The 24,457-nt window shown below is 71.7% G+C and carries 22 protein-coding genes; 6 read left to right on the top strand and 16 right to left on the bottom strand.

All coding sequences use genetic code 11. The annotated features are described in order from the left end of the window. Positions 1 to 7 precede the first annotated feature (7 nt). Positions 8 to 1,573, bottom strand: coding sequence for an MDR family MFS transporter (locus ACIGXJ_RS12535; RefSeq protein WP_399643604.1), 1,566 nt, complete (start codon positions 1,571 to 1,573; stop codon positions 8 to 10). 139 nt (positions 1,574 to 1,712) lie between these two features. Here ACIGXJ_RS12535 and ACIGXJ_RS12530 point away from each other — a divergent pair, with 139 nt between their 5' ends. Beyond that, the gene (locus tag ACIGXJ_RS12530; protein WP_399643602.1) at positions 1,713 to 2,300 is read left to right on the top strand and encodes a TetR/AcrR family transcriptional regulator; all 588 of its coding nucleotides are present in this window, start codon (positions 1,713 to 1,715) and stop codon (positions 2,298 to 2,300) included. A gap of 17 nt (positions 2,301 to 2,317) precedes the next feature. Here the strand turns inward: ACIGXJ_RS12530 and ACIGXJ_RS12525 are convergent, their stop codons facing one another. Then, positions 2,318 to 3,076 (bottom strand): M23 family metallopeptidase, encoded by a 759-nt coding sequence (locus ACIGXJ_RS12525; protein WP_399643600.1) that lies wholly within the window; start codon positions 3,074 to 3,076, stop codon positions 2,318 to 2,320. Positions 3,077 to 3,535: 459 nt separating this feature from the next. Here ACIGXJ_RS12525 and ACIGXJ_RS12520 point away from each other — a divergent pair, with 459 nt between their 5' ends. Then, positions 3,536 to 4,171 carry an HAD family acid phosphatase gene (locus tag ACIGXJ_RS12520; protein WP_399643598.1) on the top strand — a complete coding sequence of 212 codons (636 nt, stop codon included), beginning with the start codon at positions 3,536 to 3,538 and terminating at the stop codon, positions 4,169 to 4,171. Positions 4,172 to 4,235: 64 nt separating this feature from the next. Next, on the top strand, positions 4,236 to 7,184 hold the full coding sequence (locus ACIGXJ_RS12515) for an NACHT domain-containing protein (protein WP_399643596.1): 2,949 nt from the start codon (positions 4,236 to 4,238) through the stop codon (positions 7,182 to 7,184). Positions 7,185 to 7,251: 67 nt separating this feature from the next. Here ACIGXJ_RS12515 and ACIGXJ_RS12510 read toward each other — a convergent pair whose 3' ends face one another. Beyond that, complete coding sequence (locus ACIGXJ_RS12510; RefSeq protein WP_399643594.1) at positions 7,252 to 9,777, bottom strand: ATP-dependent Clp protease ATP-binding subunit; 2,526 nt, start codon at positions 9,775 to 9,777, stop codon at positions 7,252 to 7,254. Positions 9,778 to 10,207: 430 nt separating this feature from the next. On the opposite strand from ACIGXJ_RS12510, the gene ACIGXJ_RS12505 reads away from it, so the two are divergent. Next, positions 10,208 to 10,834, top strand: coding sequence for an SCO3374 family protein (locus ACIGXJ_RS12505; RefSeq protein WP_399643592.1), 627 nt, complete (start codon positions 10,208 to 10,210; stop codon positions 10,832 to 10,834). Here the strand turns inward: ACIGXJ_RS12505 and ACIGXJ_RS12500 are convergent. The 10 genes from ACIGXJ_RS12500 to ACIGXJ_RS12455 form a co-directional block, all read right to left on the bottom strand. Then, positions 10,813 to 11,151 (bottom strand): Lsr2 family protein, encoded by a 339-nt coding sequence (locus ACIGXJ_RS12500; RefSeq protein ID WP_356697109.1) that lies wholly within the window; start codon positions 11,149 to 11,151, stop codon positions 10,813 to 10,815. The two genes, ACIGXJ_RS12505 and ACIGXJ_RS12500, sit on opposite strands and share 22 nt — an antisense overlap. 309 nt (positions 11,152 to 11,460) lie before the next feature. Then, positions 11,461 to 11,994, bottom strand: coding sequence for an amino-acid N-acetyltransferase (locus tag ACIGXJ_RS12495; protein ID WP_399643590.1), 534 nt, complete (start codon positions 11,992 to 11,994; stop codon positions 11,461 to 11,463). 9 nt (positions 11,995 to 12,003) lie between these two features. Then, a complete protein-coding gene (locus tag ACIGXJ_RS12490; RefSeq protein WP_399643588.1) occupies positions 12,004 to 12,435 on the bottom strand; it encodes a BlaI/MecI/CopY family transcriptional regulator in 432 nt (143 codons plus the stop codon). Between the two features lie 186 nt (positions 12,436 to 12,621). Next, a complete protein-coding gene (locus ACIGXJ_RS12485) occupies positions 12,622 to 12,798 on the bottom strand; it encodes a hypothetical protein (RefSeq protein ID WP_399643586.1) in 177 nt (58 codons plus the stop codon). Between the two features lie 66 nt (positions 12,799 to 12,864). Further along, positions 12,865 to 13,521 (bottom strand): hypothetical protein, encoded by a 657-nt coding sequence (locus tag ACIGXJ_RS12480; protein ID WP_399643720.1) that lies wholly within the window; start codon positions 13,519 to 13,521, stop codon positions 12,865 to 12,867. A 123-nt stretch (positions 13,522 to 13,644) separates the two neighbouring features. Further along, positions 13,645 to 14,442 carry a type III pantothenate kinase gene (locus ACIGXJ_RS12475; protein ID WP_399643584.1) on the bottom strand — a complete coding sequence of 266 codons (798 nt, stop codon included), beginning with the start codon at positions 14,440 to 14,442 and terminating at the stop codon, positions 13,645 to 13,647. Positions 14,443 to 14,459: 17 nt separating this feature from the next. Then, positions 14,460 to 15,428 (bottom strand): carboxylating nicotinate-nucleotide diphosphorylase, encoded by a 969-nt coding sequence (gene nadC / locus ACIGXJ_RS12470; RefSeq protein ID WP_399643582.1) that lies wholly within the window; start codon positions 15,426 to 15,428, stop codon positions 14,460 to 14,462. 5 nt (positions 15,429 to 15,433) lie between these two features. After that, on the bottom strand, positions 15,434 to 17,155 hold the full coding sequence (locus tag ACIGXJ_RS12465; RefSeq protein ID WP_399643580.1) for an L-aspartate oxidase: 1,722 nt from the start codon (positions 17,153 to 17,155) through the stop codon (positions 15,434 to 15,436). Further along, complete coding sequence (gene panC, locus ACIGXJ_RS12460; protein ID WP_399643578.1) at positions 17,152 to 18,144, bottom strand: pantoate--beta-alanine ligase; 993 nt, start codon at positions 18,142 to 18,144, stop codon at positions 17,152 to 17,154. The genes ACIGXJ_RS12465 and panC overlap by 4 nt, the downstream gene beginning before the upstream one ends. Further along, a complete protein-coding gene (locus tag ACIGXJ_RS12455; protein WP_399643575.1) occupies positions 18,141 to 19,076 on the bottom strand; it encodes a Rossmann-like and DUF2520 domain-containing protein in 936 nt (311 codons plus the stop codon). Before ACIGXJ_RS12455 ends, panC begins: the two co-directional genes overlap by 4 nt. Before the next feature lie 184 nt (positions 19,077 to 19,260). Here ACIGXJ_RS12455 and ACIGXJ_RS12450 point away from each other — a divergent pair, with 184 nt between their 5' ends. After that, a complete protein-coding gene (locus ACIGXJ_RS12450; protein WP_399643573.1) occupies positions 19,261 to 20,445 on the top strand; it encodes a threonine aldolase family protein in 1,185 nt (394 codons plus the stop codon). Positions 20,446 to 20,534: 89 nt separating this feature from the next. Next, the gene (locus ACIGXJ_RS12445) at positions 20,535 to 21,638 is read left to right on the top strand and encodes a DUF5937 family protein (protein ID WP_399643571.1); all 1,104 of its coding nucleotides are present in this window, start codon (positions 20,535 to 20,537) and stop codon (positions 21,636 to 21,638) included. Between the two features lie 49 nt (positions 21,639 to 21,687). Here ACIGXJ_RS12445 and ACIGXJ_RS12440 read toward each other — a convergent pair whose 3' ends face one another. From ACIGXJ_RS12440 to ACIGXJ_RS12430, 3 genes are all read right to left on the bottom strand, one after another. Then, complete coding sequence (locus ACIGXJ_RS12440) at positions 21,688 to 22,320, bottom strand: AAA family ATPase (protein WP_399643569.1); 633 nt, start codon at positions 22,318 to 22,320, stop codon at positions 21,688 to 21,690. Positions 22,321 to 22,364: 44 nt separating this feature from the next. After that, the gene (locus ACIGXJ_RS12435) at positions 22,365 to 23,036 is read right to left on the bottom strand and encodes a response regulator (RefSeq protein ID WP_399643567.1); all 672 of its coding nucleotides are present in this window, start codon (positions 23,034 to 23,036) and stop codon (positions 22,365 to 22,367) included. Between the two features lie 80 nt (positions 23,037 to 23,116). Beyond that, complete coding sequence (locus ACIGXJ_RS12430) at positions 23,117 to 24,319, bottom strand: sensor histidine kinase (RefSeq protein ID WP_399643565.1); 1,203 nt, start codon at positions 24,317 to 24,319, stop codon at positions 23,117 to 23,119. Between the last annotated feature and the right edge of the window lie 138 nt (positions 24,320 to 24,457).

Here is a 24,457-nt window from a genome sequence, read left to right as displayed (position 1 = left end):
GAGCCCGTCAGACGGTCTCTCCGACCGGCGCGGCGGCCTCCGCCGCCTCGCCCTTCTGCGGTCCCGCCCCCTTCAGCGGCACCTCCTTGACGAACACCGACGCGGCCAGCGCGACCACGGCGACGATCGCGCCGAGGAGGAACGCCCCGTGGGTGCCGGAGGACACCGCGTGCTGGTAGGCGTCGCGGGCCGCCTCGGGCAGCTTGGCGAGGCTCGCGGCGTCCAGCTGGGCGGACCGCTCGGTGATCTGGGAGCCGAGCTGGCCGGCCCGCTCGGTCATGACGTCCTGGACGCGGTGGTTGAACAGGGCGCCCATGATGGCGACGCCGAAGGAGGAGCCGAGGGTGCGGAAGAGGGTGGTGGAGGAGGAGGCCACACCCATGTCCTTGAGCTCCACGCTGTTCTGCGCGACCAGCATGGTGATCTGCATCAGGAAGCCCATGCCCGCGCCGAGGACGGCCATGTAGAGGCCGGAGGTCAGCCGCGAGGTGCCGGTGTCCATCAGCGACAGCAGGTACAGGCCGGTGATCATCAGCGCGCTGCCCGCGATGGGGAAGAACTTGTAGCGGCCGGTGTTGGTGGTGATCCGGCCGGCGATCATCGACACGACGAGCATCGCGCCGAGCATCGGCAGGAGCAGCAGGCCGGAGTTGGTGGCGGAGGCGCCCTGCACCGACTGCTGGTACAGCGGCAGGAAGAGCACCGCGCCGAACATCACGAAGCCGGTGATGAAGCCGATGACGGACATCAGGGTGAAGTTGCGGCTGCGGAAGATGTGCAGCGGCATGACGGGCTCGGCGGCCTTGGTCTCCCAGAACAGGAAGCCGACCAGGGCGGCCACGCCGATGCCGATCAGCTCCATGATCCGCGCGGACGTCCAGGCGTACTCGGTGCCGCCCCAGGTGGTGACCAGGACGATGGCGGTGATGCCGACGGTGAGCAGTCCGGCACCGAGGTAGTCGATGCGGGTCTTGGCGGCCTTCCTCGGCAGGTGCAGGACCGTGCCGACGGCGGCGAGGGCGACCGCGCCGAGGGGCAGGTTGATGTAGAAGGCCCAGCGCCAGCCCCAGTGGTCGGTGATGGTGCCGCCGACGAGGGGACCGCCGATCATGGCGAGGGCCATGACACCGGCGATCAGGCCCTGGTACTTGCCGCGCTCGCGGGGCGGCACGAGGTCGCCGATGATCGCCATGACGCCGACCATCAGACCGCCGGCGCCGAGGCCCTGCACCGCGCGGAAGCCGATCAGCTGGCCCATGTCCTGGGCCATGCCGCTGAGCGCGGAACCGGCCAGGAAGATCGCGATGGAGGTGAGGAAGGCGCCCTTGCGCCCGTACATGTCGCCGAGCTTGCCCCAGATGGGCGTCGACGCGGCGGTGGCCAGCGTGTAGGAGGTCACCACCCAGGAGAGGTGCTCCAGTCCGCCGAGCTCGCCGACGATCGTGGGCATCGCGGTGCCGACGATCATGTTGTCGAGCATCGCGAGCATCATCGCGATCATCAGTGCGAGCAGGACGACCCGCACATTCTGTGGCTTGTTCTCGGTCCTGTCTTTGTTTCCTGCGTCCGCCATCGTGTTCTCCCCCAGCACTTGCTACTTACTTGCCGCCCGGCTAGTTATCTACAGTGGGGAAAGTAGACCGCTTACTAGCCGGGCGTCAAGTAAGTTTGCCGGGGAGGCGGATTTCCGCGTGAGCGCGAGGAGTACGAGGATGGGCGTCACGATGGACGGCACCAAGCAGCAGCGCCGCGGCAACACCCGCCAGCGCATCCAGGACGTGGCCCTCGAACTCTTCGCGGAGCAGGGCTACGAGAAGACCTCACTGCGCGAGATCGCCGAGCGCCTGGAGGTGACCAAGGCGGCGCTCTACTACCACTTCAAGACGAAGGAAGAGATCGTCGTCAGCCTCTTCGCGGATCTGACGCAGCCGATCGAGGACCTCATCGAGTGGGGCAGCGCGCAGCCGTCCACCCTGGAGACCAAGCACGAGATCGTACGGCGCTACAGCGCGGCCCTGGCGGGCGCGGCACCGCTGTTCCGCTTCATGCAGGAGAACCAGGCGACCGTACGGGACCTGCAGATCGGCGAGACCTTCAAGGACCGCATGCGCTCCCTGCGGGACATCGTCATCGACCCCGAGGCACCGCTGGTGGACCAGGTCCGCTGCGTCAGCGCGATCTTCACGCTGCACGCCGGGATGTTCTTCCTCCAGGACCTCGAAGGCGACCCCGAGGACAAGCGCAGGGCCGTCCTGGAGGTCGCCATGGATCTGGTGACCCAGGCGCACTCCGGCGCCTGAGTCCCCGACCGGTCGGGTCAGACGGTCAGACCCTTGCCGCGCAGGAAGGCGACGGGGTCGACGGCCGTGCCGTAGTTCGGCGTGGTGCGGATCTCGAAGTGCAGGTGCGGACCGCTGGAGTTGCCCGTGTTGCCGGACAGGGCGATGCGCTGGCCGGTGGCGACGATCTGGCCGATCTTGACGTCGACGCGGGAGAGGTGGGCGTACTGCGAGTACGTGCCGTTGGCGTGCTTGATGACGATGGCGTTGCCGTACGCGGGACCGTCACCGGCACCGTTGCCGCCGGCCTTGACCACGGTGCCGCCGTGCGCGGCGACGACCGGGGTGCCGCTCGGCACGGCGAAGTCCTGGCCGCTGTGGGTGGACTGCCACATGCCGCCGGCCTGGGCGAAGCTCGCGGACTTGGTGTAGTGCTTCACCGGCGCGACCCAGGAGACCGCCTTCTTGGCGGCGGCCTTCTTCGCGGCGGCCTTCTTGGCCGCGGCCTGCTGCGCGGCGGCCTTCTGAGCGGCCGCCTTCTTCGCGGCTGCGGCCTTGGCGGCGGCGGCCTTGGCGGCGGCCGCGGTCTTGGCGGCCTCGGCGGCCTTGGCCTGGGCGGCGGCCTGCGCCTGAACGGCACCGGCGGCGCTCGCGGCACTGGCGGACACGCCGGTGTCCGCGGCCATCGCGACCCCGGTCCCCATCGCGACCGACACTCCCAGCCCGGCGGCCAGGACGGCGGCGCGGGTGCGGAGCTTGGACGGACGGAGGGAGCGGGACGTGAAGCGCTGCGACATCGAAACCTCGTGCGGTGGGGGACATGAGAACCACCCGGCACCGAGCGGCGTCCGGATGGCTATCCCTTGGTAACCGGATCGCCCATCAACCCCCAAACGTGTGATCTACGACGGAAGCTAGTACCTCGGTCGGAATATCACGCTTCCTTGACAGAGCCCCCATTCAGGACGAATCACCCAGCGCGCGGGTCAGGCACCCCGAGCACCGCACCGGATGTCCGGCTTTCAACCGCCAAGATCGCCACTATTCCCCCTAGTAACGGACAAATCACCTGTGCGGCATGTCACCGGCGGGCCCACCGCGCTGACCTGCGGATGTGACGGGGGCTACGCCGTTCGCGCCCGGCCTACCGGCCGGTAACCTGCCGGACCCCTCGACGCCACTCATTGACGCGAGCATGCTCACGACACGTCGGTTGTGTACGGGACGCCGTACGCGCGTGAGAGGACCCCCCACTGATGACCGGACGACTCCCCGGCATACGTCGCGCCGCCGCGACAGCCGCCACCGCGGCCGCCCTGCTGGCCCTGGCCACCCCCGCCCGCGCCACGACCGCGGACGTCGGCGCCGCGGCCGCGACCGCCGGCGCCACGGCCGCGGACGTCGACTACGCCACCTGGCAGCGGGACTGCCGGGCCGTGATGGACCGGGCGCTGCCCGACCTCCGGCAGCGGATCGCGGACCCGAGGCCCGGCGAGAAGCAGGCGATCGTCTTCGACGTCGACAACACCGTCCTGGAGACCGACTTCGGCTTCAGCTACCCCCAGCCGGCCAACAGCCCGGTCCTGGAGGTCGCCGAGTACGCCCAGGAGCACGGCGTCGACCTGTTCTTCGTCACCGCCCGCCCCGGCATCATCTACGCGCCCACCGAGTGGAACCTGGAGTACCGCGGCTACGAGGTCACCGGCCTGCGCGTGCGCGGCTTCTTCGACCTGTTCAAGAACGTCGCCGACTACAAGACCGCCCAGCGCGTCGCCATCGAGAAGCAGGGCTACACGATCATCGCGAACATCGGCAACAGCGCCACCGACCTCTCCGGCGGCCACGCCGAGAAGACGTACAAGCTGCCGGACTACGACGGTCAGCTGTCCTGACCCGGTAGCGGCAACTCCGGGTAGCCTCACCCTCGTTGCGTACGACGACGGGGGTGAGTCGGAGATGGAACCGGCGGTACTGGGCGGCAGACTCGCGTCCTCGATGATCGCCCCGCTGGTGAAGAGGCTCTTCCGGTCGGACGGCCCGGGCGCCGGCCTGGTCGACAAGCCGGTCCGCCTCTCCTCGCTGGTCTCCTTCAAGGGCGAGAAGCGCACGCTGACCGAGAAGGACGTCTCACGACTGGCCGCTCAGCTCGTGGAACGAGCCGTGGAGTCACCCGGCGAGCCGCCCTTCCCGTACGACGAGACGGACGCGGTCACGTACGCCCTCACCCGCCGGCTGCTGGCCCTCGGGGACCTGGACATGGACGACGTGCAGGCCGTACGGCTGGGCCACCGCGAGCTGGCGGCCCGTCTGCGCGGCGAGCCCGACGGCCTGTCCACGGACTCCGCGCACTTCCTCGACTCGGCGACCGAGTGGGCCTGTCTGCACATCCTGGAGTTCTTCACCCGGCGGTCCACCTTCGTCGCCCGCACCCTGGTGGAACAGTCGCGGGACCAGGCCGCCCTGATCGCCAAGGTCGACGAACTGCTCGCCCGCACCCCCCGCCCGCCGGCGACGGACACCTCCTTCGAACGCCGCTACCTGCCGTACGTCGCCGACCGCCACAACCACATCACCATCTACGGCCTCGACCTGCGCGACTCCCCCGACCGCTGGCCGCTGGAGGTGGCCTACCTGAGCCTGGAGGCGACGGCCACGGCGGAGGAGACCCGCTCCGGCGAGCCCCCGTCCTCCGTCCCGGTCCACCTCCCGGCCGAGCAGGCCCTGCGCGACCAGGACCGCGTGCTGCTGCGCGGCGACGCGGGCTCCGGCAAGACCACGCTGGTCCAGTGGCTGGCGGTCACCGCGGCACGGGACGGGGCGCAGATCCCCTACGTGCTCCCGCTGCGGACCCTGATCCGCCGCCCGGCGCTCCCCTCGCCGGCCGACTTCCTGCCGGCGGTGGGCTGTCCCCTGTCCGCCCCGGACGGCTGGGCGGACCGCGTCCTGTCGGCCGGGCGGGGCCTGATCCTGGTCGACGGCCTCGACGAGATCCCCGCACCCGACCGCCACCGCGCCCGCGACTGGCTGATGGACCTGATCCGCGCGTTCCCCGGCAACCGCTGGCTGCTCACCTCCCGCCCCACGGCGGTACGGCAGGACTGGCTGGCCTCCGAGGGCTTCCGTGAGCTGCTGCTGGCCCCGATGCGGCGCGGGGAGGTCGCGACCTTCGTGCGGCGCTGGCACACGGCAGCGCGGGCCCCGGAGTACGAGGGCCCTCTGCTGGACTCGCTCCGGGTGAAACGCGACCTCGCCCGCCTCGCCACGAACCCGCTGATGTGCGGCCTGATCTGCGCCCTGCACCGCGAACGCCGGGGCTACCTCCCGACCGGCCGCAAGGAGCTCTACGACGCCGCCCTGACGATGCTGCTGGCCCGCCGGGACCGGGAGCGGGGCATGGGCGCGGTGGACGCCCCTGAGCTGGGCGAGGAGGCGCAGCTGGAGCTGCTGCAACGCCTGGCGTACGCGCTGGTGCTGAGCGGGCGCACGGAGATGGACGTGGACACGGCGCAGGGCATCGTGGAGCGCTGCCTCCCGACGATCGCCGCGCCGGGCGGGGCGGACGCCCGCTCGGTCCTCTCCCAGCTCCTGCTCCGCAGCGGCCTGCTCCGCCGCCCGGCCGAGGGCGTCGTCGACTTCGTCCACCGCACCTTCCAGGACTACCTGGGCGCGCGGTACGCGGTGGCGGAGGGTCACCTCGACGTCCTGGTCAGCCACGCCGGCGACACCCAGTGGGAGGACGTCATCCGCCTGGCCGTCGCACACGCCCGCCCCCGCGAGCGAGCCTCGGTCCTAGGGCAGCTCCTGGCGCGGGAGAACCCCCGCCTGACCCTTCTGGCCCTGGCGTGCCTGGAACACGCGCCGGCGCTGGATGCGGGGGTACGGGCGGAGGTGGAGAAGCGGGCCTCGGAGCTGATTCCGCCGCGTACGACGCAGGACGCCAAGGCCCTCGCCGAGGCCGGGCCTCTCGCCCTGGAGCTGCTGCCGGGGCCGGAGGGGCTGGCCGACGAGGAAGCCCTGGCGGTGACGGTGACCGCTTCCCTGCTGGCTGCCGAGGAGCCGGACGCGGCCCTGGCCGTACTGCGCCGGTTCCGCGGACACGCCGCGCTGGGCGTACGGCGGCAGCTGGTGGGGACGTGGCACCGGTTCGACACCGAGCGATACGCCGTCGAAGTGCTGGACCACCTCGACCGGGACCGGTTGATCCTCACGTGCACGGCGTCGGAGCAGGTGTCGGCGGTGCGGCTGATGCGCCCGTGGTGGGCGCTGACGCTCCAGGCGCTCGACGCCGGGAGCCTGCACCTCCTGGCCCCGACTCCGGTGGAGCACCTGAGTCTGATCTTTCTTCAGGGGATCGTCGACCTGTCGGCACTGAGGGACTTCCCGTCGCTGTCCGGTCTCCAGATCCTGGAGTGCGGCGGCGTCTCGAACCTGGCGGCTCTGGCGGAGCTGCCGCTGACCACGCTGAGGCTGGACAGCGAAGCGGACGTCACCGGTCTCAGCGCGCTGCGTTCGCTGCGACGCCTCTCCCTGCGACGGCTTCCCGCGGACAGGCAGCTCACCGATCTCCTGCCGATCAAGGCCCCTCTGGAGTACCTCTCCCTCTCGGGAGAGGGCAGGAGCCGGCCCGGCCCTCTGCGGGGACTGCGGGCCTGGCACACGCTGAAGGAACTGGACCTGGACGCAGGAGTGCTCTCCCCTGCGGACTGGGCGGAGATCGCGGCTCTGCCGATGCTCGAAACGGTCACGCTCCGCGGCCTCCCCGATGCTCCCGCTCACACCCTCGACTCGATCCCGCCCCTGAAGGGGGTGCGCCGAGTCAGGCTGCCCGATATCGCGAGGGGGAGCGACGTCCCTGAGCTGAAGGCGATCTTTCCGCAGGCGCGCTTCGACCACCTGCCCTTCTGACCCTGGGCACGCCAAAGGGGCCGGTGCCTTGACGGCACCGGCCCCTTCTACGGCTCAACCCGTAGGGTCAGGCGTCCTTGCTCAGGTTGGGTCCGGCCCCACCGGCCGCCTGCTCGATCGGCGGGACGTCGGGGAGGGAGGACTTCTCCTCGCCGCGGAAGGTGAAGGTCTGGGTCTCGCCCTCGCCCTCGGTGTCCACGACGACGATGTGACCGGGACGCAGCTCGCCGAAGAGGATCTTCTCCGACAGCGAGTCCTCGATCTCGCGCTGGATGGTCCGGCGCAGCGGCCGGGCGCCCAGCACGGGGTCGTAGCCCTTCCTGGACAGCAGCTCCTTGGCGGACTGGGAGAGCTCGATGCCCATGTCCCGGTCCTTCAGGCGCTCGTCCACCTTGCTGATCATCAGGTCGACGATCCGCAGGATGTCGGCCTGGGTCAGCTGCGGGAAGACGACCACGTCGTCGACACGGTTGAGGAACTCGGGCCGGAAGTGCTGCTTGAGCTCGTCCGAGACCTTGTTCTTCATCCGCTCGTAGTTGGTCTTCGTGTCGCCCTGGGCGGCGAAGCCCAGGTTGAAGCCCTTGGAGATGTCCCGGGTGCCGAGGTTGGTCGTCATGATGATGACCGTGTTCTTGAAGTCCACGACCCGGCCCTGGGAGTCGGTCAGGCGACCGTCCTCCAGGATCTGCAGCAGCGAGTTGAAGATGTCCGGGTGGGCCTTCTCGACCTCGTCGAAGAGGACGACGGAGAACGGCTTGCGGCGGACCTTCTCGGTCAGCTGGCCGCCCTCCTCGTAGCCCACGTAGCCGGGGGGCGAACCGAAGAGACGCGAGACCGTGTGCTTCTCGCTGAACTCCGACATGTCGAGGGAGATCAGCGCGTCCTCGTCGCCGAAGAGGAACTCGGCGAGCGCCTTGGACAGCTCGGTCTTACCGACACCGGAGGGGCCGGCGAAGATGAACGAGCCACCCGGACGCTTCGGGTCCTTCAGACCGGCGCGGGTACGGCGGATCGCCTTGGACAGCGCCTTGACGGCGTCGTTCTGGCCGATGACCCGCTTGTGGAGCTCGTCCTCCATGCGCAGCAGGCGGGACGACTCCTCCTCGGTCAGCTTGAAGACCGGGATGCCGGTCGCCGTGGCGAGGACCTCGGCGATCAGCTCGCCGTCGACCTCGGCGACGACGTCCATGTCGCCGGCCTTCCACTCCTTCTCCCGCTTGGCCTTGGCGGCCAGGAGCTGCTTCTCCTTGTCGCGGAGGGAGGCGGCCTTCTCGAAGTCCTGCGAGTCGATCGCGGACTCCTTGTCCCGGCGGACACCGGCGATCTTCTCGTCGAACTCGCGCAGGTCCGGCGGCGCGGTCATCCGGCGGATGCGCATCCGGGAACCGGCCTCGTCGATCAGGTCGATCGCCTTGTCCGGCAGGAAGCGGTCCGAGATGTAGCGGTCGGCGAGGGTCGCGGCCTGGACCAGCGCCTCGTCCGTGATGGACACGCGGTGGTGGGCCTCGTACCGGTCGCGCAGACCCTTGAGGATCTCGATCGTGTGCGGCAGGGACGGCTCGGCGACCTGGATGGGCTGGAAGCGGCGCTCCAGGGCCGCGTCCTTCTCCAGGTGCTTGCGGTACTCGTCCAGCGTCGTCGCACCGATGGTCTGGAGCTCACCGCGCGCCAGCATCGGCTTCAGGATGCTCGCGGCGTCGATCGCGCCCTCGGCGGCGCCCGCACCGACCAGCGTGTGCAGCTCGTCGATGAACAGGATGATGTCGCCGCGGGTGCGGATCTCCTTGAGGACCTTCTTCAGGCGCTCCTCGAAGTCACCGCGGTACCGGGAGCCGGCGACCAGCGCGCCGAGGTCCAGGGTGTAGAGGTGCTTGTCCTTGAGGGTCTCGGGCACCTCGCCCTTGACGATGGCCTGGGCGAGGCCCTCGACGACGGCGGTCTTGCCGACGCCGGGCTCACCGATCAGGACCGGGTTGTTCTTGGTCCGGCGGGACAGCACCTGCATGACCCGCTCGATCTCCTTCTCGCGCCCGATGACCGGGTCGAGCTTGGACTCACGAGCGGCCTGGGTGAGGTTCCGGCCGAACTGGTCGAGGACCAGGGACGTGGAGGGGGTGCCCTCGGCAGGACCGCCGGCGGCGGCGGTCTCCTTGCCCTGGTAACCGGAGAGCAGCTGGATCACCTGCTGCCGCACTCGGTTGAGATCTGCGCCCAGCTTGACCAGGACCTGGGCGGCGACGCCCTCGCCCTCACGGATCAGGCCGAGCAGGATGTGCTCCGTGCCGATGTAGTTGTGGCCCAGCTGAAGCGCCTCGCGGAGCGACAGCTCCAGCACCTTCTTGGCACGGGGGGTGAAGGGGATGTGGCCCGAGGGCGCCTGCTGGCCCTGGCCGATGATCTCCTCCACCTGCTGGCGGACCGCCTCGAGCGAAATCCCGAGGCTCTCAAGGGCCTTGGCGGCGACACCCTCACCCTCGTGGATCAGGCCCAGGAGGATGTGCTCGGTGCCGATGTAGTTGTGGTTGAGCATCCGGGCTTCTTCCTGAGCCAGGACGACAACCCGCCGCGCGCGGTCGGTGAACCTCTCGAACATCGTTAATCGCTCCTCAGAGCGGTCAGGCAGTAAGGGGAACTTCCCCTCCCTGTCCTTCCGCAGCTTAGTCCCGCAAGCGGGGACCGCTCATTCCAACTGCCGACACCGTCGATGGCCTCCTGACCCCTGACGCCGACATCTGCTCCAACCCGATGGTGCGAGACGATGTTCCCGCAGGCCAGGCAGTTACCCCAGTCGCCACTACGCCCATGGCGAACGTGAGACGTCCTTTCCCGCGCGTCGCCCCCTCTCACTAGGGATGTCTTACCCGCTGCGACGGACGGTCCATGCCGTGCACCCCCGTTCCCTCCGCTACGGGCGAACAACCTTGCGTCTCCCCGCACGCCCACGCGCCCCCTCTTTCCGCACTCTTCGCACACGTCGGGGCACCCAGCGTAACTTGGGGGCCGTTTCGGCGGTTGCACCTGGCATGGTTGGCGCAGTCCCTCCGGCGACCCCGGCGCCCGAGGCGTCCGTGACGGTCCCGCTCCCCCGCCGGGCACCCGAGGCGAGCGCCCATGTCCGGCGGTGGTACGAGAACGAACTGGGCTGGGCGACAGTGCCCGGCGATCCGGTACTACTTTCCGTAGGTCTGCGCTTCGACGTCCTGGACGTACCGATGGAGGCCGGAACCGCCGCGCTTCGGCATCTGCGGCCCGGTTCCCCGGTGGCCGTGTGCGGCGGGCGCATGTGGCTGCTGGCGGCCGCGGGCAGCGCGGAGGAGCTGCCGGGGCTGCTGGACTGGCTGGAGTGGGGCGCGCTGGCACCGGACGTCGTACCGATCGGTCCGGGCGGGCTCATCCCGGCTCCGCCGCCCGTCGGGCCGGACGCGGTCGCCGCGGGCCCCTCAGGGGCGAGGCCCGGTTCGCTGCAGGGGGCCGCTTGGCTGCGGCCCCCCGTACCGGGCTGCGAGGTCGAGGCCTCGTTGCCGACGCTGTCGGCCCTGGGGGGCGTACAGGACGCCCCCGCTCTCGTGCGGGTGGTGGACACGGTGGCCACGCAGTGCCACCGGATCCGGCTGCGGCGAGCGGGTGCTCAGCCGTTGGCCTTCTCGTAGGCCTCACGAATCGACGCGGGAACCCGGCCGCGGTCGTTGACCTCGTAACCGTTCTCCTTCGCCCACGCGCGGATCGCCGCGGTGTCCTGGCTGCCACCGCCGGAAGCGGCGCGCGTCTTTCCACGGCCACCCGAAGCGCGGCCCCCGGTGCGCCGGCCACCCTTCACGTAGGGGTCGAGAAGGCTGCGCAGCTTGTCCGCATTGGCAGTCGTGAGATCGATCTCGTACGTCTTGCCGTCCAGCGCGAACGTCACGGTCTCGTCGGCCTCGCCGCCGTCGAGGTCGTCGACAAGAAGGACCTGAACCTTCTGTGCCACCGGATTTCCTTTCATCGATAACGTGAGGGCCGGGGGTCGGGCGTCCGCCGTTTCGCCGCCCCCTCTTATATGCAGTACTGCAGTACGTCGGAAAGCAAACCGCTTTTGCTGGAAAAACACAAACCCCCGGGAGAGCACCGCCGGCCCGCTCCGCCGCGGAAACATGCGCGTTTCGGACATAGGGGAACCCGGCGCGAGGGGATCGGTAAGAATACCGCCGCCTTAGCCGGCGGCATACCCCTGGGGATACTCTCGCGCATACCTCGTGACATACCCGGGGCATAGACCGGGCATAGACCCGGGGGACGATCACAGATGCAGAAGCATCCGGCTGTTGCCCAAGGTGTTCGGTTTCACTCGTTCGAGACCGAGGAACTCCGCGACGCCCTCGTCGTAAGAACGCAGCAGCTCCGCGTAGACATCGGTGTCGACGGGCGTCTCACCGATCTCCACGAAGCCGTGCCGGCCGAAGAAGTCGACTTCGAAGGTCAGGCAGAAAACGCGCCGAACGCCGAGCCAGCGCGCGGTCTCCAGCAACTTCTCCAGCACGCGGTGGCCGACGCCGGCGCCCTTCAGGCCGGGCCGCACGGCGAGGGTGCGGACTTCCGCGAGGTCTTCCCACATGACGTGCAGCGCACCGCAGCCGACCACCTCGGCGTTGTCGTCGCGTTCCGCGACCCAGAACTCCTGGATGTCCTCGTAAAGCGTCACGGTCGCTTTGTCGAGCAGGATGCCGTCTCGGACGTAGGCGTCAAGGAGTCGGCGCACGGCGGGAACATCGCTGGTCCGGGCCCGCCGGACGGTGATGGCTTTAGCGGAGACTTCGGGACTGGCTGCTGACATGAGCGGACGCTATCGCCCGTCGCCCTCCGGCGCCGAGCCGGGGTTGTCCCCGGCCCTCTCTTCGGCCGGTTCGACGGGCCGCACGGGTTCGGCGGGTTCCGCGGGTTCGGCGGATTCCGGTCCTTGGACGATCCGTACGGCGTCCGTGAGAGCCTGCCGCTGTTCGTCGCTCATCATCCCGAAGAACGCGACGAGAGCGGCCGCGGGGTTGTCGCTCTGCGCCCAGGCGTCGTTCATCAGGGCGGCCGCGTAGGCGGCGCGCGTGGAGACCGCCTCATATCGATAGGCCCGGCCTTCCGCCTCGCGGCGGACCCAGCCCTTCTGATGGAGATTGTCCAAAACGGTCATCACCGTGGTGTAGGCGATCGACCGTTCCTGCTGAAGGTCTTCGAGGACTTCTCGAACGGTCACCGGGCGGTTCCACTTCCACACCCGCGTCATGACCGCGTCTTCGAGTTCTCCCAATGGGCGAGGCACAGCTCAGACAATAGTGGGAGATCACGGCGATCGCGTGACGGACGTGCGCGATGGCCGTCAAACCGCAACAAAAAGGGCGTACGGCTCATCGAGCGGCCCGCCGGCCGGCGGGCCTCGGCGAGTCGTACGCCGATGTGGTGCGCCCGAGGCTCAGGCGTCGGCGCCCGTGGCCGGGCGGGCGCTCTCCACCCGCTTGAGCGCCGCGTCGACGGCCGCGTCCTCCTTGGCCTTCTGGGCGCCGCCCTGGGTCTTCACGATCACCCGGATCACGCCGATGAAGAACACGGCCATCACGACCGGGGGCAGCAGCGCGGAGAGGTAGTCCATGAATCCAGGGTAGCCACGCACACGCGTGTGCCCGCCCCGGGGTGGAGCGGGACACGCGCGGGGGGTCTAGCCCGCGGCCAGCTGCTGCGGCGGGTTCGCGGGCGGCTGCGGCGGTCTGCGCCGCGGGAAGACCTCACCCGGGGTGGGGACGGGCCGGCGGGCGGGCTCGGGCGTCCCGGGGCCCGGCCTGGGGGCGGCGGGCTCCCGCGCGGGCCGCTCGGCGGGCTTCTCCCCCGGCTTGCGCTCGGCCCCCCGCGCGGCGTCCTCCGCCGCGCGGCCGCCCGGCAGGGCGAGGAGGCGGGTGCGGGACGCCGGCACCAGCGGCGCTCCTGCGCCGACCGGGGCGACGGCGCGCCGGGCGAGACGGGCCCGTACGTCCTGCTCCGCGAGCACCTGGCAGCGTTCCAGCAGGGCCGCGGCGACGGGATTGCCGCGCAGGGCGCGCAGCGCGGCGAGGTCGTCGGGCTCCGGGCGGTGCCCCGCCGCCAGCACCTCCTCCAGCAGCGCGAGGTAGCCGGCCGCGGTGCCGGGCAGGGCGGCGCGGTAGCGGGCCAGGTCGGCCACCAGGAACGCCCGCAGCCGGGCCCCCTCCCGCAGCGCCTCGTCGAGCGAGGCGGCGAGGCGATGGCAGTCCTGGACGTCCTGGGCGGAGGCGGGACGGGGATGGAGGGCGAGGGCGAGAGCACGGCGGAGCACACGCAGCTCCTCCGCGCCGAACGCCATGCCGCCGCGGGATCCGTATGGCGTGGGCATGCGGCGACAATACGCGCTAATCAGACAAACAGGACTGTTTAGGCGTGTGTGACACGGCCGAGCCACTCACCCAGCCCTGTGGAGTCACCCGACTCACATACGCGCCACGTTCCGCTCGTACACCAGCCGCAGCCCGATGAGCGTCAGCCACGGCTCGTGCTCGTCGATCACCGACGACTCGCCCAGCACCATGGGAGCGAGCCCCCCGGTCGCGATCACCGTCACGTCCTCGGGGTCCTCCGCCAGCTCCCGCGCCATCCGGCTGACCACGCCGTCGACCTGCCCGGCGAAGCCGTACACGATGCCCGCCTGCATCGCCTCGACCGTGTTCTTGCCGATGACGCTCCGCGGCCGGGCCACCTCGATCTTGCGCAGCTGGGCGCCCTTGACGCCGAGGGCCTCGACGGAGATCTCGATGCCGGGCGCGATGACCCCGCCGACGTACTCCCCGCGCGCGGAGACCGCGTCGAACGTCGTCGCCGTACCGAAGTCGACGACGATCGCCGGGCCGCCGTAGAGGTCGACGGCGGCGACCGCGTTGATGATGCGGTCCGCGCCGACCTCCTTGGGGTTGTCGGTGAGGATCGGCACGCCCGTCTTCACACCGGGCTCGACCAGGACCGCGGGGACGTCGCCGTAGTAGCGGCGGGTGACCTCGCGCAGCTCGTGCAGGACCGAGGGGACGGTCGCGCAGATGGCGATGCCGTCGATGCCGTCGCCCAGCTCGTCGCCGAGCAGCGGGTGCATGCCCATCAGGCCCTGCAGCAGCACGGCCATCTCGTCGGCCGTGCGGCGGGCGTCGGTCGAGATCCGCCAGTGCTCGACGATGTCCTCGCCGTCGAACAGGCCGAGCACGGTGTGCGTGTTGCCTACGTCGATCGTCAGCAGCATGGCCGGTCCCCGCTCCCCTACTCCGCCGCTCGCAGGTCCAGGCCGATGTCGAGGATCGGCGAGGAGTGGGTCAGGGCCCCGACCGCGAGGTAGTCCACACCGGTGTCGGCGTACGCCTTGGCGTTGTCCAGGGTGAGCCGGCCCGACGCCTCCAGCGCGGCGCGGCCGTGCACCAGGGCGACGGCCTCCTCGCACTCGCCGGGGGTGAAGTTGTCCAGCAGGATCAGGTCCGCGCCCGCGTCGACGACCTCGCGCAGCTGGTGCAGGGTGTCGACCTCGACCTCGATCGGCACGTCCGGGAACGCCTCCCGTACGGCCTTGAAGGCCGGGGCGACGCCGCCTGCCGCGACGACGTGGTTGTCCTTGACCAGGGCCGCGTCCGACAGGGACATGCGGTGGTTGACGCCGCCGCCGCAGCGCACGGCGAACTTCTCCAGGGAGCGCAGGCCCGGCGTGGTCTTGCGGGTGTCACGCACGCGTGCCGTGGTGCCCTCCAGGGCGTCGGCCCACGCGCGCGTGGCGGTGGCGATGCCGGACAGCCGGCACAGCAGGTTGAGCGCGCTGCGCTCGGCGGTGAGCAGGTCGCGGGTGCGGGTGGTGATCGACAGCAGCTTCTGCCCGGCCTCCACGCGGTCGCCGTCCTCGACGTGCCGCTCGACCTCGAACTCGTCGGTGGCGACGATCGACACGACCGCCTCGGCGACCCTGAGACCCGCCACGGTGCCCGCCTCGCGGGCGACGAAGTCGGCGGTGGCGACCGCGTCCTCGGGGATGGTCGCGACCGTCGTCACGTCGACGCCGCCGGCCAGGTCCTCCTGGATGGCCACGTTGGCGATGTCCTCGACCTCTACGGGATCGAGCCCGGCGTCGGCCAGCAGCTGGGCGAGGGCGGGGTCGAGCCCGCTCTCCAGGTACTCCGCGTCGCCGCAGGCGCAGCCGTCGCCGCAGCCGCCTTCGTCGGCGAGGGGAAGGTGGGTGTCGCTCACTTCTGTCACTGCTCCTGAGAGGGCCGGTGCTGCCGGGTCGGGGGAAAGTCTGGGGTGTCGGTGGTGTGTACGGCGAGCGTGCGGTCCGGATTCAGCCGTACGACGATGTGGCGGCGCCAGTTCGCGTCGTCGCGGTCGGCGGCGTCCTCGCGCCAGTGGCAGCCGCGGGTCTCCTGACGCAGCCGGGCGGCCTCGACCAGGACGCGGCCCACGCACAGGAGGTTGGTGGCCTCCCAGGTGTCGACGCCGGGCTCGGCGGTCTTGCCGTTCTCGTCGAGGGCGTCGCGGGCCTCGCTGTGCAGCCGCTGGAGCTGCTCGGCGGCCTGCTGGAGGGAGTCGGCCGAGCGCAGGACGCCCGCGCCGGCGGTCATGATCCGCTGGATGGCGAACCGGGCCTCGGCGGGCTGGAGGGGGTGCTCCGGCGTCTCCGGGTAGGGCACGGGTTCGGGCACGCGCGCGTACAGGGAGTTCTCCGCGTGGCTCGCGGCGATGTCGGCGGCGATGCGCTCGGCGTAGACCAGGCCCTCCAGGAGGGAGTTGGAGGCGAGCCGGTTGGCGCCGTGCACGCCGGTGCAGGCGACCTCGCCGCACGCGTACAGGCCGGGCACGGTCGTACGGCCGGTGGAGTCGGTGCGCACGCCGCCGGAGGCGTAGTGGGCGGCCGGGGCGACCGGGATGGGCTCGGTGACCGGGTCGATGCCGTGGGCGCGGCAGGCGGCGAGGATCGTCGGGAAGCGGTGCTCCCACATCTCGGCGCCGAAGTGCCGGGCGTCGAGGTACATGTGCTCGGCGCCCTGCTCCTGCATGCGGCGCATGATGCCCTTGGCGACGATGTCGCGCGGGGCCAGCTCGGCCAGCTCGTGCTGCCCGACCATGAAGCGCACGCCGTCGGCGTCGACCAGGTGCGCGCCCTCGCCGCGCACGGCCTCGGAGACCAGCGGCTGCTGGCCCTCCGCGTCGGGGCCGAGGAACAGCACGGTCGGGTGGAACTGCACGAATTCGAGGTCGGAGACCTCCGCGCCCGCGCGCAGGGCGAGGGCGACGCCGTCGCCGGTGGACACGGACGGGTTGGTGGTGGCGGAGAAGACCTGGCCCATGCCGCCGGTCGCCAGGACCACGGCGGGCGCGTGCACGGCGCCCACACCGTCGTGCTGGCCCTCGCCCATCACATGCAGGGTGACCCCGGCGGTGCGGCCGTCGGCGTCGGTCAGCAGGTCGAGGACGAGCGCGTTCTCGACGGTGCGCACCCCACGCGCGCGTACCGCCTCGACGAGCGCACGGGAGATCTCCGCGCCGGTCGCGTCGCCGCCCGCGTGGGCGATCCGGCGGCGGTGGTGGCCGCCCTCGCGGGTCAGCTCGATGCCGCCCTCGTCGTCGGTGTCGAACGCGGCGCCGGTCGCGATCAGCCGGCGTACGGCGTCGGGGCCCTCGGTGACGAGGATGCGCACCGCCTCCTCGTCGCACAGGCCGGCGCCCGCGACGAGGGTGTCGTCCAGGTGCTGCTCGGGGGTGTCGCCCTCGCCGAGGGCCGCGGCGATGCCGCCCTGGGCCCAGCGGGTGGAGCCGTCGTCGAGGCGGGCCTTGGTGACCACGACCGTGGTCAGCCCGGCGGCCTCGCAGCGCAGGGCCGCCGTCAGCCCCGCCACGCCGGAGCCCACCACGACCACGTCGGCGTCGATCGACCAGCCCGGCGCGGGCGCGTGCAGTCGTATGCCTGTGCTGCTCACGAGGCGGCTCCGAAGGTGAGGGGCAGATTGTCGATCAGCCGGGTCGTGCCGACCCGGGCGGCGACGGCGAGGACCGCCTCGCCGGTGAAGTCGTCGTCGATCTCGGTGAAGTCGGCCGGGTCGACGAGCGCGAGGTAGTCCAGCTCCAGCGGCGGGTCCACCCGGGCTGCCTCGTCCAGGACCAGGCGGGCGGCCGCGCGGACGGCGGAGGCGGCGCCGGGCACGGCCTGGGCGACGGCGTGCGCGTCGGCGGCCGCGCGGGACTCCCCTATGGCGCTGAGCGCCTCGGCACGCGCGTGGGTGGCGGGCACGGCCATGGCACGCGCGCGCAGTGCCTCCTGAGCGGCGTGCCGGTCGCGGCCTGCGAACAGCGCGCGGGACAGCGCGAGCGCGGTGCGCCGCTCCGCCGGGGACAGATAGCGGTTGCGGCTGGACAGCGCCAGGCCGTCCTCCTCGCGCACGGTCGGCACGCCGACGATGTCCACGCCGAAGTTCAGGTCGCGCACCATGCGCCGGATCAGGGCGAGCTGCTGGGCGTCCTTCTGCCCGAAGAACGCCACGTCGGGCCGCGTCAGGTGGAGCAGCTTGGCGACGACGGTGAGCATGCCGTCGAAGTGGCCGGGCCGGGAGGCACCCTCCAGGCGCTCGCCCATCGGGCCCGCCGTGATGCGCACCTGCGGCTCGCCGCCGGGGTAGACCTCCTCGACCGACGGCGCGAACACGACGTCGGCCCCGGCCTGCTCACAGACCTTCAGGTCGGCGTCCAGGGTGCGCGGGTAGCGGTCGAGGTCCTCGCCCTTGCCGAACTGCAGCGGGTTGACGAAGACGGTGACGACGACCTCGCCCTGCGGTCCGGCGACCTCGCGCGCGGTGCGGATCAGGGTGGCGTGGCCCTCGTGCAGGGCGCCCATGGTCATCACCACGGCGCGGCGGCCCACCCGCGCGCGTGCGGACAGTTCGGCGGCGGTGCGCAGCAGGGTGGTGGTCATCGGGCGTCTCCTTCGGCGCCGTAGCTCTTGGCCTCGTTGGCGAGTACCCCGAGCAGGTCCTCGGCGAGCTCCGGCCTCAGCAGGCCGGACGCGAGCGCGCGGTCGGCGGTCGCGCGGGCCATCGCGAGGTAGCCGGTGACCGTGGCGGGCGCGTGCCTGCGCAGCTCGCTCACATGTGCGGCGACCGTGCCCGCGTCTCCGCGCGCGACCGGGCCGGTCAGGGCCGCGTCGCCGGAGCGCAGGGCGTTGTCCAGGGCGGCGCCCAGCAGCGGGCCGAGCATCCGGTCGGGGGCGGCGACACCGGCGGTGCGCAGCAGCTCCATGGACTGGGCGACCAGGGTGACCAGGTGGTTGGCGCCGAGGGCGAGGGCCGCGTGGTACAGCGGGCGGTTGTCCTCGGCGATCCACTCCGGCTCGCCGCCCATCTCGATCACCAGGGCCTCGGCGGCCAGCCGCAGCTCCTCGGGCGCGGTCACGCCGAACGAGCAGCCGGCCAGGCGCTGTACGTCGACGGGTGTGCCGGTGAACGTCATCGCCGGGTGCAGGGCCAGCGGCAGCCCGCCCGCGCGCAGGGCCGGGTCGAGCACCTTGGCGCCGTAGCGGCCGGAGGTGTGCACGAGGAGCTGTCCCGGGCGTACGGCGCCGGTGTCGGCGAGGCCCTGGACCAGGCCGGGCAGGGTGTCGTCGGGGACGGTGAGCAGCACCAGGTCGGCGCGCTGGAGCACCTCGGCGGGCGGCATGACCGGCACGTCGGGCAGCATGTCCGCGGCCCGGCGCCGGGAGGCGTCGGAGACCGCGGAGACGGCCACCGGCCGGTGCCCGGCGAGCTGCAGGGACGCGGCGAGCGCGGGGCCCACGCGGCCTGCGCCGACGACGCCCACGGTGAGCCGCGCGGGGCGGTCCTTGGGGTCTGGTTGTTGGACTGTACTCACGCGACGGTGGCCTTCCCGTTCCAGTCCGCTCGGGGTACCGGACGATTTCTCGTCATGTTAACGCGATCGGTTCGAGGGGTGTCCGGTCGTCCACAGGCTGTGGGTTTCGCCACGCGGTCCGCGGCGCGTGCGCGGGCGGTGAAATACCGGTGCCGCGTCGCACGGAGACGGCATCATCCGGGGCATGAGCGACGTGGCGGGACCCGAGGGCGAGCAGGGCACACGATCGGCCGCGGAGCGGCTGCGCGACCGGCGCGAGGCCGTGTACCCGCACGCGCGTGTGCTGTCGCGGCCCGGCTTCGGCGACTCGGTCCGCGCGCGGCTCGCATGGCTGCAGGAGGCCGCGCCCGGTGTGTACGACCTGGACGAGCGCGCGGACATGTACGGCGACCGGATCGTGGAGGCCCTGGAGGAGCGCGTCGCCGGGCTGCTGGGCCAGGAGGCGGCGGCGTTCTTCCCGACCGGCACCATGGCCCAGCAGGTGGCGCTGCGCTGCTGGGCGGGCCGCACGGGCACGCCCACGGTCGCGCTGCACGGTCTGTCCCACCCCGAGGTGCACGAACGGGACGCCTTCAGCCTGGTCAGCGGGCTGCGCCCGGTCCGGCTGACGTCCGAGCCCCGGCTGCCGACCGCCGCGGAGGTCCGCGACTTCGAGGAGCCCTTCGGTGCGCTGATGCTGGAACTGCCCCTCAGGGACGCCGGTTTCCTGCTGCCCGCCTGGGAGGAGCTGACCGGGCTTGTGGACGCCGCGCGTGAGCGGGAGGCGGTCGTCCACTTCGACGGGGCACGCCTGTGGGAGTCCACCGAGCACTTCGGCCGGCCCCTGGAGGAGGTCGCGGGCCTCGCCGACAGCGTGTACGTGTCGTTCTACAAGTCCCTCGACGGTTTCGGCGGCGCGGCGCTCGCGGGCCCGGGGGTCCTGGTCGAGGAGGCCAAGGCCTGGCGGCACCGCTACGGCGGCATGGTCTTCCAGCAGTTCCCGACCGTGCTGTCGGCGCTGATCGGCCTGGAGCGGGAGCTGCCGCGGCTGCCGGAGTACGTCCGCCACGCGCGCGTGGTCGCCGCCGCGCTGCGCGAGGGCTTCGCCTCGGCGGGTGTGCCCTGGGTGCGGGTGCACCCCGAGGTGCCGCACATCCACCAGTTCCAGCTGTGGCTGCCGTACGACGCCGAGGTGCTCGCCGAGACGGCCGTGCGCCAGGCCGAGGAGACCGGCACGCTGCTGTGTGCCTCGGGCTGGCAGCCGGGCGGTCCCGGCCTGGCCTTCACGGAGGTGACCGTGCGGTCGGCGGGGCTGGAATGGAGCGCGGACGACGCGCGGGAGGCGGCCGCCGGGTTCGCGGCGCGGCTGCCCGGTGGGAGCGGGCGCTAGGAGGGGGCTTCCTGCCCGGCGTGGCGGCGGGTTGCCCGGTGTCGTCGGCCGTCGGCACCGTTGTCAGTGGTGGGGTGCACCATGGGGCCATGAGCGTGAGCATCGACGTCACGGGCCTGCGGCCGGAGAGGGTCGTCTTCGTGCCCTCGCCCCTGGCCGAGCTCGGCATGGCGCTGCACGCCCTGTCCGAGCCGGCCCACCACCCCGGCCTGCAGGGCTGGACCACGGGAGTCACCGCGCGGCTGGACCCGCACCTGGCGGACCGGATGTGCGAGGCCGACTTCCTGTGGCGGACGACGTTCTCCGACCTGTTCCTCCCGTTCGCGGGGCTGCCCGGGGGAACCCTCCCCGGAGCCACGCTCACCGAGGAGCTGGACCTGCTGGACAAGCTGACGGACGAGCAGTTCGTGGACGCGGCCCTCGAGTTCCCGTGCATGGCCCAGTACGAAACCCACGTCCCGGACATCCTGTCGAACGCCGAGGTGCGCCGCCGGGCCCTGGAGACCGCCGCCTCCCGGGGCCCCCGGCAGGTGCGCTTCACCCGGCGCCTGCTCGACGACCCGCCCGCCGTGCGCGCCTGGCTGCGCCGCTTCCTGCACGACTGCGACGAGGCCTTCTTCGCGGAGACATGGTCCCGGCTCAGCCCCCAGCTGGCGGCGGACGCCCGGCACAAGACGGACGTGCTGCGCCGCCGCGGCCTTAAGGCGGCGCTGGCCGCGGTGTCCCCGGCGCTGACCCTGGACGAGGACGCCGGCCGGATCGTCGTGGACAAGATCGTCGAGGGTCGTACGGCCGCCGGCGCCGAGGGCCTGCTGCTGGTGCCGACGAGCCTGGGCCGGCCCCATCTGAACGTGCTGCACCGCCACGGCTGGCAGCCCCTGCTCCACTACCCGGTCGGCGTGCCCGAGCCGTCGTGCCCGCCGTCCGTCGAGGAGCTCACCCTGCGGATGACCGCGCTGTCCCATCCGGTGCGCATGCGGCTGTGCCGGCACCTGGCCCGCAGCGCGTACACCACCAGTGATCTGGCGCAGGTCCACGGCATGACCGCCCCCGAGATATCCCGGCACCTCGGGGTGCTCAAGAAGGCGGGGCTGGTCACCACGCGCCGGCGCGGCCGCTATGTGCTGCACCAGCTGGACGTGTCCGTGGTGGCGCGGCTGGGCAGCGACTTCCTGGAGGGGATCCTCAGATAGCGGTGCGGCTCACCGCGGACGGCCGGCCCGGCCCACACGGTCGTACGGCTCAGTCGAAGCGGATGTGCCGGATCCCCACCCGCGCCTGCCTCAGCCGGTTGCGCAGCGCGCCCGCGGTGTTGGGCCGCAGCGTCAGCCCGGCCAGCACCGCGATGCGGTCGGCCGTTCTGGGCACGGTGGTGTGGTCCGTCCACAGGTGCTCGGCGAACTCCGGCTCGCGCAGCCGCTCCAGGCAGCGGTCGAGCTGGGAGACGGCCCAGCTCTCGCTGCGCAGACCGGCGTTCTTCCCGGCGACGTACCGGAGGAGGTGCCCGAAGCCGCGTTCCCGCAGCCGTTCCAGCACGGTCTCGCGCTCGGCGAGCAGTGTGAAGTGGCGGACGTCGTGGCCCCGTTCGCGCAGACGGCCCACCGTCTCGGCGAAGCAGTCGGGGTCGGTGACCGTCATCGGGGCGATCACCACGCCGTCGTGCCCGGTCAGAGCGAGGTCGAGGACCTCCACGACCCCGGCCCGCCAGGACGCCAGTTCCTGGAAGTCGCCCCGCAGTTCGGGCGGGAGCATGCGGCGCAGGCCGAAGCCGGCGTGCTCGGGGTCGCAGATGACACTGCCCGGAAGCCGGCGCTGGATCTCGTGTGCGGTCTGTGTCTTGCCGCCCCCGAAGGGGCCGTTGATCCACAGGAGCATGCGCAGAAGGTACCGGCGCGAGAAGTGCCCGTCAGCCCTGTCCGTCAGCCCTGGCCGCCGGCCCGCACGAGACCGGTCTCGTAGGCCAGGACGACCACCTGCACCCGGTCCCTGAGCCCGAGCTTGGTCAGGATGCGTCCGACGTGCGTCTTCACGGTCGCCTCGGACAGCACCAGCCGGGCGGCGATCTCGCCGTTGGACAGGCCCTGGGCGACCAGCACCATGACCTCGCGCTCGCGGTCGGTGAGCCGCTCCAGCTCCTTGTGCCGGGGCTCGCCGCCGGTGGCGGGCAGCATCGGCGCGAACCGGTCGAGCAGCCGGCGCGTGGTCGAGGGGGCCACGACCGCGTCGCCGCTGTGCACGGAGCGGATCGCGCCGAGCAGCTCGGCGGGCGGCACGTCCTTCAGCATGAACCCGGAGGCGCCCGCCTTCAGCCCCGAGAAGGCGTACTCGTCGAGGTCGAAGGTGGTCAGGATCAGCACCTTGGGCGGCTCGGGCTCGGAGCAGATGCGGCGGGTGGTCTCCACGCCGTCCAGCTTCGGCATGCGTACGTCCATCAGCACCACGTCGACGGCCGTGGAGCGCAGCACCTGGAGGGCCTCGACGCCGTCGCCCGCCTCGGCGACGACCTCCATGTCCGGCTGGGCGGCGAGCACCATCCGGAAACCGGTGCGCAGCAGCACCTGGTCGTCGACGAGCATCACGCGGATCGTCATCGGGTCCTCTTCCGTCATACGGGCTTGTCGATGGGGTGTCACAGGTTCTTACAGGTGTCAACAGGGGGCGTGCGGCGGTGTCAGTGCGCCGGTTTGAGCGGGAGCAGCGCGCTGATGCGGAATCCTCCGCCGGGGCGCGGGCCCGCGTCCAGCGTGCCGCCGACCATGCCGACGCGCTCGCGCATGCCGATCAGGCCGTGGCCCTGTCCGTCGGCGCCGCCCTCCTCGTACAGCTCGTGCGGGGCGCCCTTGCCGTCGTCCTCGACCAGCAGGCCGAGACCGTCGTCGAAGTAGACCAGCCGCACGCTCGCGCCGGCGTTGGGGCCGCCGTGCTTGCGCGTGTTGGTGAGCGCCTCCTGCACGATCCGGTACGCCGTGAGCTCGACGCCGCTGGGCAGCGGGCGCGGGGTGCCCTCGACCTTGAAGTCGACGGGCAGTCCGGAGCCGCGGCACTGCTCGACGAGCTCCTCGATCTGCTCGACGTCGGGCTGCGGCACGTACTCCCCGGCCTCCTGGTGCTCACCGGTGCGCAGCACGCCGAGGAGGCGGCGCATCTCGGCGAGGGCCTGGCGGCCGGTGGAGGAGATCGTCTCCAGGGCCTTCTTGGCCTGGTCGGGCGCGGCGTCGAGGACGTAGGCGGCGCCGTCGGCCTGCACCACCATCACGGAGACGTTGTGCGCGACGACGTCGTGCAGCTCGCGCGCGATGCGGGCGCGTTCGGCGGCGACCGCGACCTTCGCCTGCGCCTCGCGCTCCTTCTCCAAGCGGGCCGCGCGCTCCTCCAGCTGCGCGAAGTAGGCGCGGCGGGTGCGCAGCGAGTCGCCGAGCACCCAGGCCAGGGCGAACGGCACCGTCTGGAACACGGCGATGGCCAGGTTGCCGGCCGTACCGGTGCCCGGGTCGTGCCAGCGGATCTGTGCCAGCGGCGCGGCGGCCAGACCGCCGATCAGGCCGAAGCGCCGGGCCCAGGTCGCGCCGGTGGCGGCCACGGTGTAGACGATCACCAGCATCGCGAAGTTGGCGACCGTGGTCGACACGTTCAGCACCAGCTGCGCGACCCCGACCACACCGGCCAGGACCAGCATCTTCTCCGGCATACGGCGGCGCAGCGCGACGACCAGGCTCAGCAGCAGCGACACCGCGACGATCCACGCGGGCTGGTCGTTGCCGGGGCTGTTCCCCTCGACCGACCCGCCCGCCACCGAGAGCCCGAACAGGACGATCGCCCAGAAGGAGTCGACCCCGGTCGGGTGTCGGCGGAGGAAGTCATAGAGGCGCTGCACGTAACCCAGCGTAGGGAAGCGCGAAGTGTGCCGGGGTCAACCGGAGGGCCGATCCGCGTGCGCTCCGTGTACTCCGCAAGGTGGATGCCCCGCTTCCCAGTGCGCATAGCCTGACGACGGAGGACGAGGTGAAGGACC

It is taken from the genome of Streptomyces sp. NPDC053367 (genome assembly GCF_044545925.1).
In the GTDB taxonomy this organism is placed as follows: domain Bacteria; phylum Actinomycetota; class Actinomycetes; order Streptomycetales; family Streptomycetaceae; genus Streptomyces.
The sequence above is the reverse complement of the archived record's forward strand: the minus strand, read 5'-3'. Positions and strand labels throughout refer to the sequence as shown.

Excerpts from the sequence above, each read along its gene's own strand:
- ACIGXJ_RS12535 (WP_399643604.1), bottom strand. The coding sequence starts at position 1,573 with ATGGCGGACGCAGGAAACAAAGACAGGACCGAGAACAAGCCACAGAAT.
- ACIGXJ_RS12530 (WP_399643602.1), top strand. The coding sequence starts at position 1,713 with ATGGGCGTCACGATGGACGGCACCAAGCAGCAGCGCCGCGGCAACACC.
- ACIGXJ_RS12525 (WP_399643600.1), bottom strand. The coding sequence starts at position 3,076 with ATGTCGCAGCGCTTCACGTCCCGCTCCCTCCGTCCGTCCAAGCTCCGC.
- ACIGXJ_RS12520 (WP_399643598.1), top strand. The coding sequence starts at position 3,536 with ATGACCGGACGACTCCCCGGCATACGTCGCGCCGCCGCGACAGCCGCC.
- ACIGXJ_RS12515 (WP_399643596.1), top strand. The coding sequence starts at position 4,236 with ATGGAACCGGCGGTACTGGGCGGCAGACTCGCGTCCTCGATGATCGCC.
- ACIGXJ_RS12510 (WP_399643594.1), bottom strand. The coding sequence starts at position 9,777 with ATGTTCGAGAGGTTCACCGACCGCGCGCGGCGGGTTGTCGTCCTGGCT.
- ACIGXJ_RS12505 (WP_399643592.1), top strand. The coding sequence starts at position 10,208 with ATGGTTGGCGCAGTCCCTCCGGCGACCCCGGCGCCCGAGGCGTCCGTG.
- ACIGXJ_RS12495 (WP_399643590.1), bottom strand. The coding sequence starts at position 11,994 with ATGTCAGCAGCCAGTCCCGAAGTCTCCGCTAAAGCCATCACCGTCCGG.
- ACIGXJ_RS12490 (WP_399643588.1), bottom strand. The coding sequence starts at position 12,435 with ATGACGCGGGTGTGGAAGTGGAACCGCCCGGTGACCGTTCGAGAAGTC.
- ACIGXJ_RS12485 (WP_399643586.1), bottom strand. The coding sequence starts at position 12,798 with ATGGACTACCTCTCCGCGCTGCTGCCCCCGGTCGTGATGGCCGTGTTC.
- ACIGXJ_RS12480 (WP_399643720.1), bottom strand. The coding sequence starts at position 13,521 with ATGGCGTTCGGCGCGGAGGAGCTGCGTGTGCTCCGCCGTGCTCTCGCC.
- ACIGXJ_RS12475 (WP_399643584.1), bottom strand. The coding sequence starts at position 14,442 with ATGCTGCTGACGATCGACGTAGGCAACACGCACACCGTGCTCGGCCTG.
- panC (WP_399643578.1), bottom strand. The coding sequence starts at position 18,144 with ATGACCACCACCCTGCTGCGCACCGCCGCCGAACTGTCCGCACGCGCG.
- ACIGXJ_RS12450 (WP_399643573.1), top strand. The coding sequence starts at position 19,261 with ATGAGCGACGTGGCGGGACCCGAGGGCGAGCAGGGCACACGATCGGCC.
- ACIGXJ_RS12445 (WP_399643571.1), top strand. The coding sequence starts at position 20,535 with ATGAGCGTGAGCATCGACGTCACGGGCCTGCGGCCGGAGAGGGTCGTC.
- ACIGXJ_RS12440 (WP_399643569.1), bottom strand. The coding sequence starts at position 22,320 with ATGCTCCTGTGGATCAACGGCCCCTTCGGGGGCGGCAAGACACAGACC.
- ACIGXJ_RS12435 (WP_399643567.1), bottom strand. The coding sequence starts at position 23,036 with ATGACGATCCGCGTGATGCTCGTCGACGACCAGGTGCTGCTGCGCACC.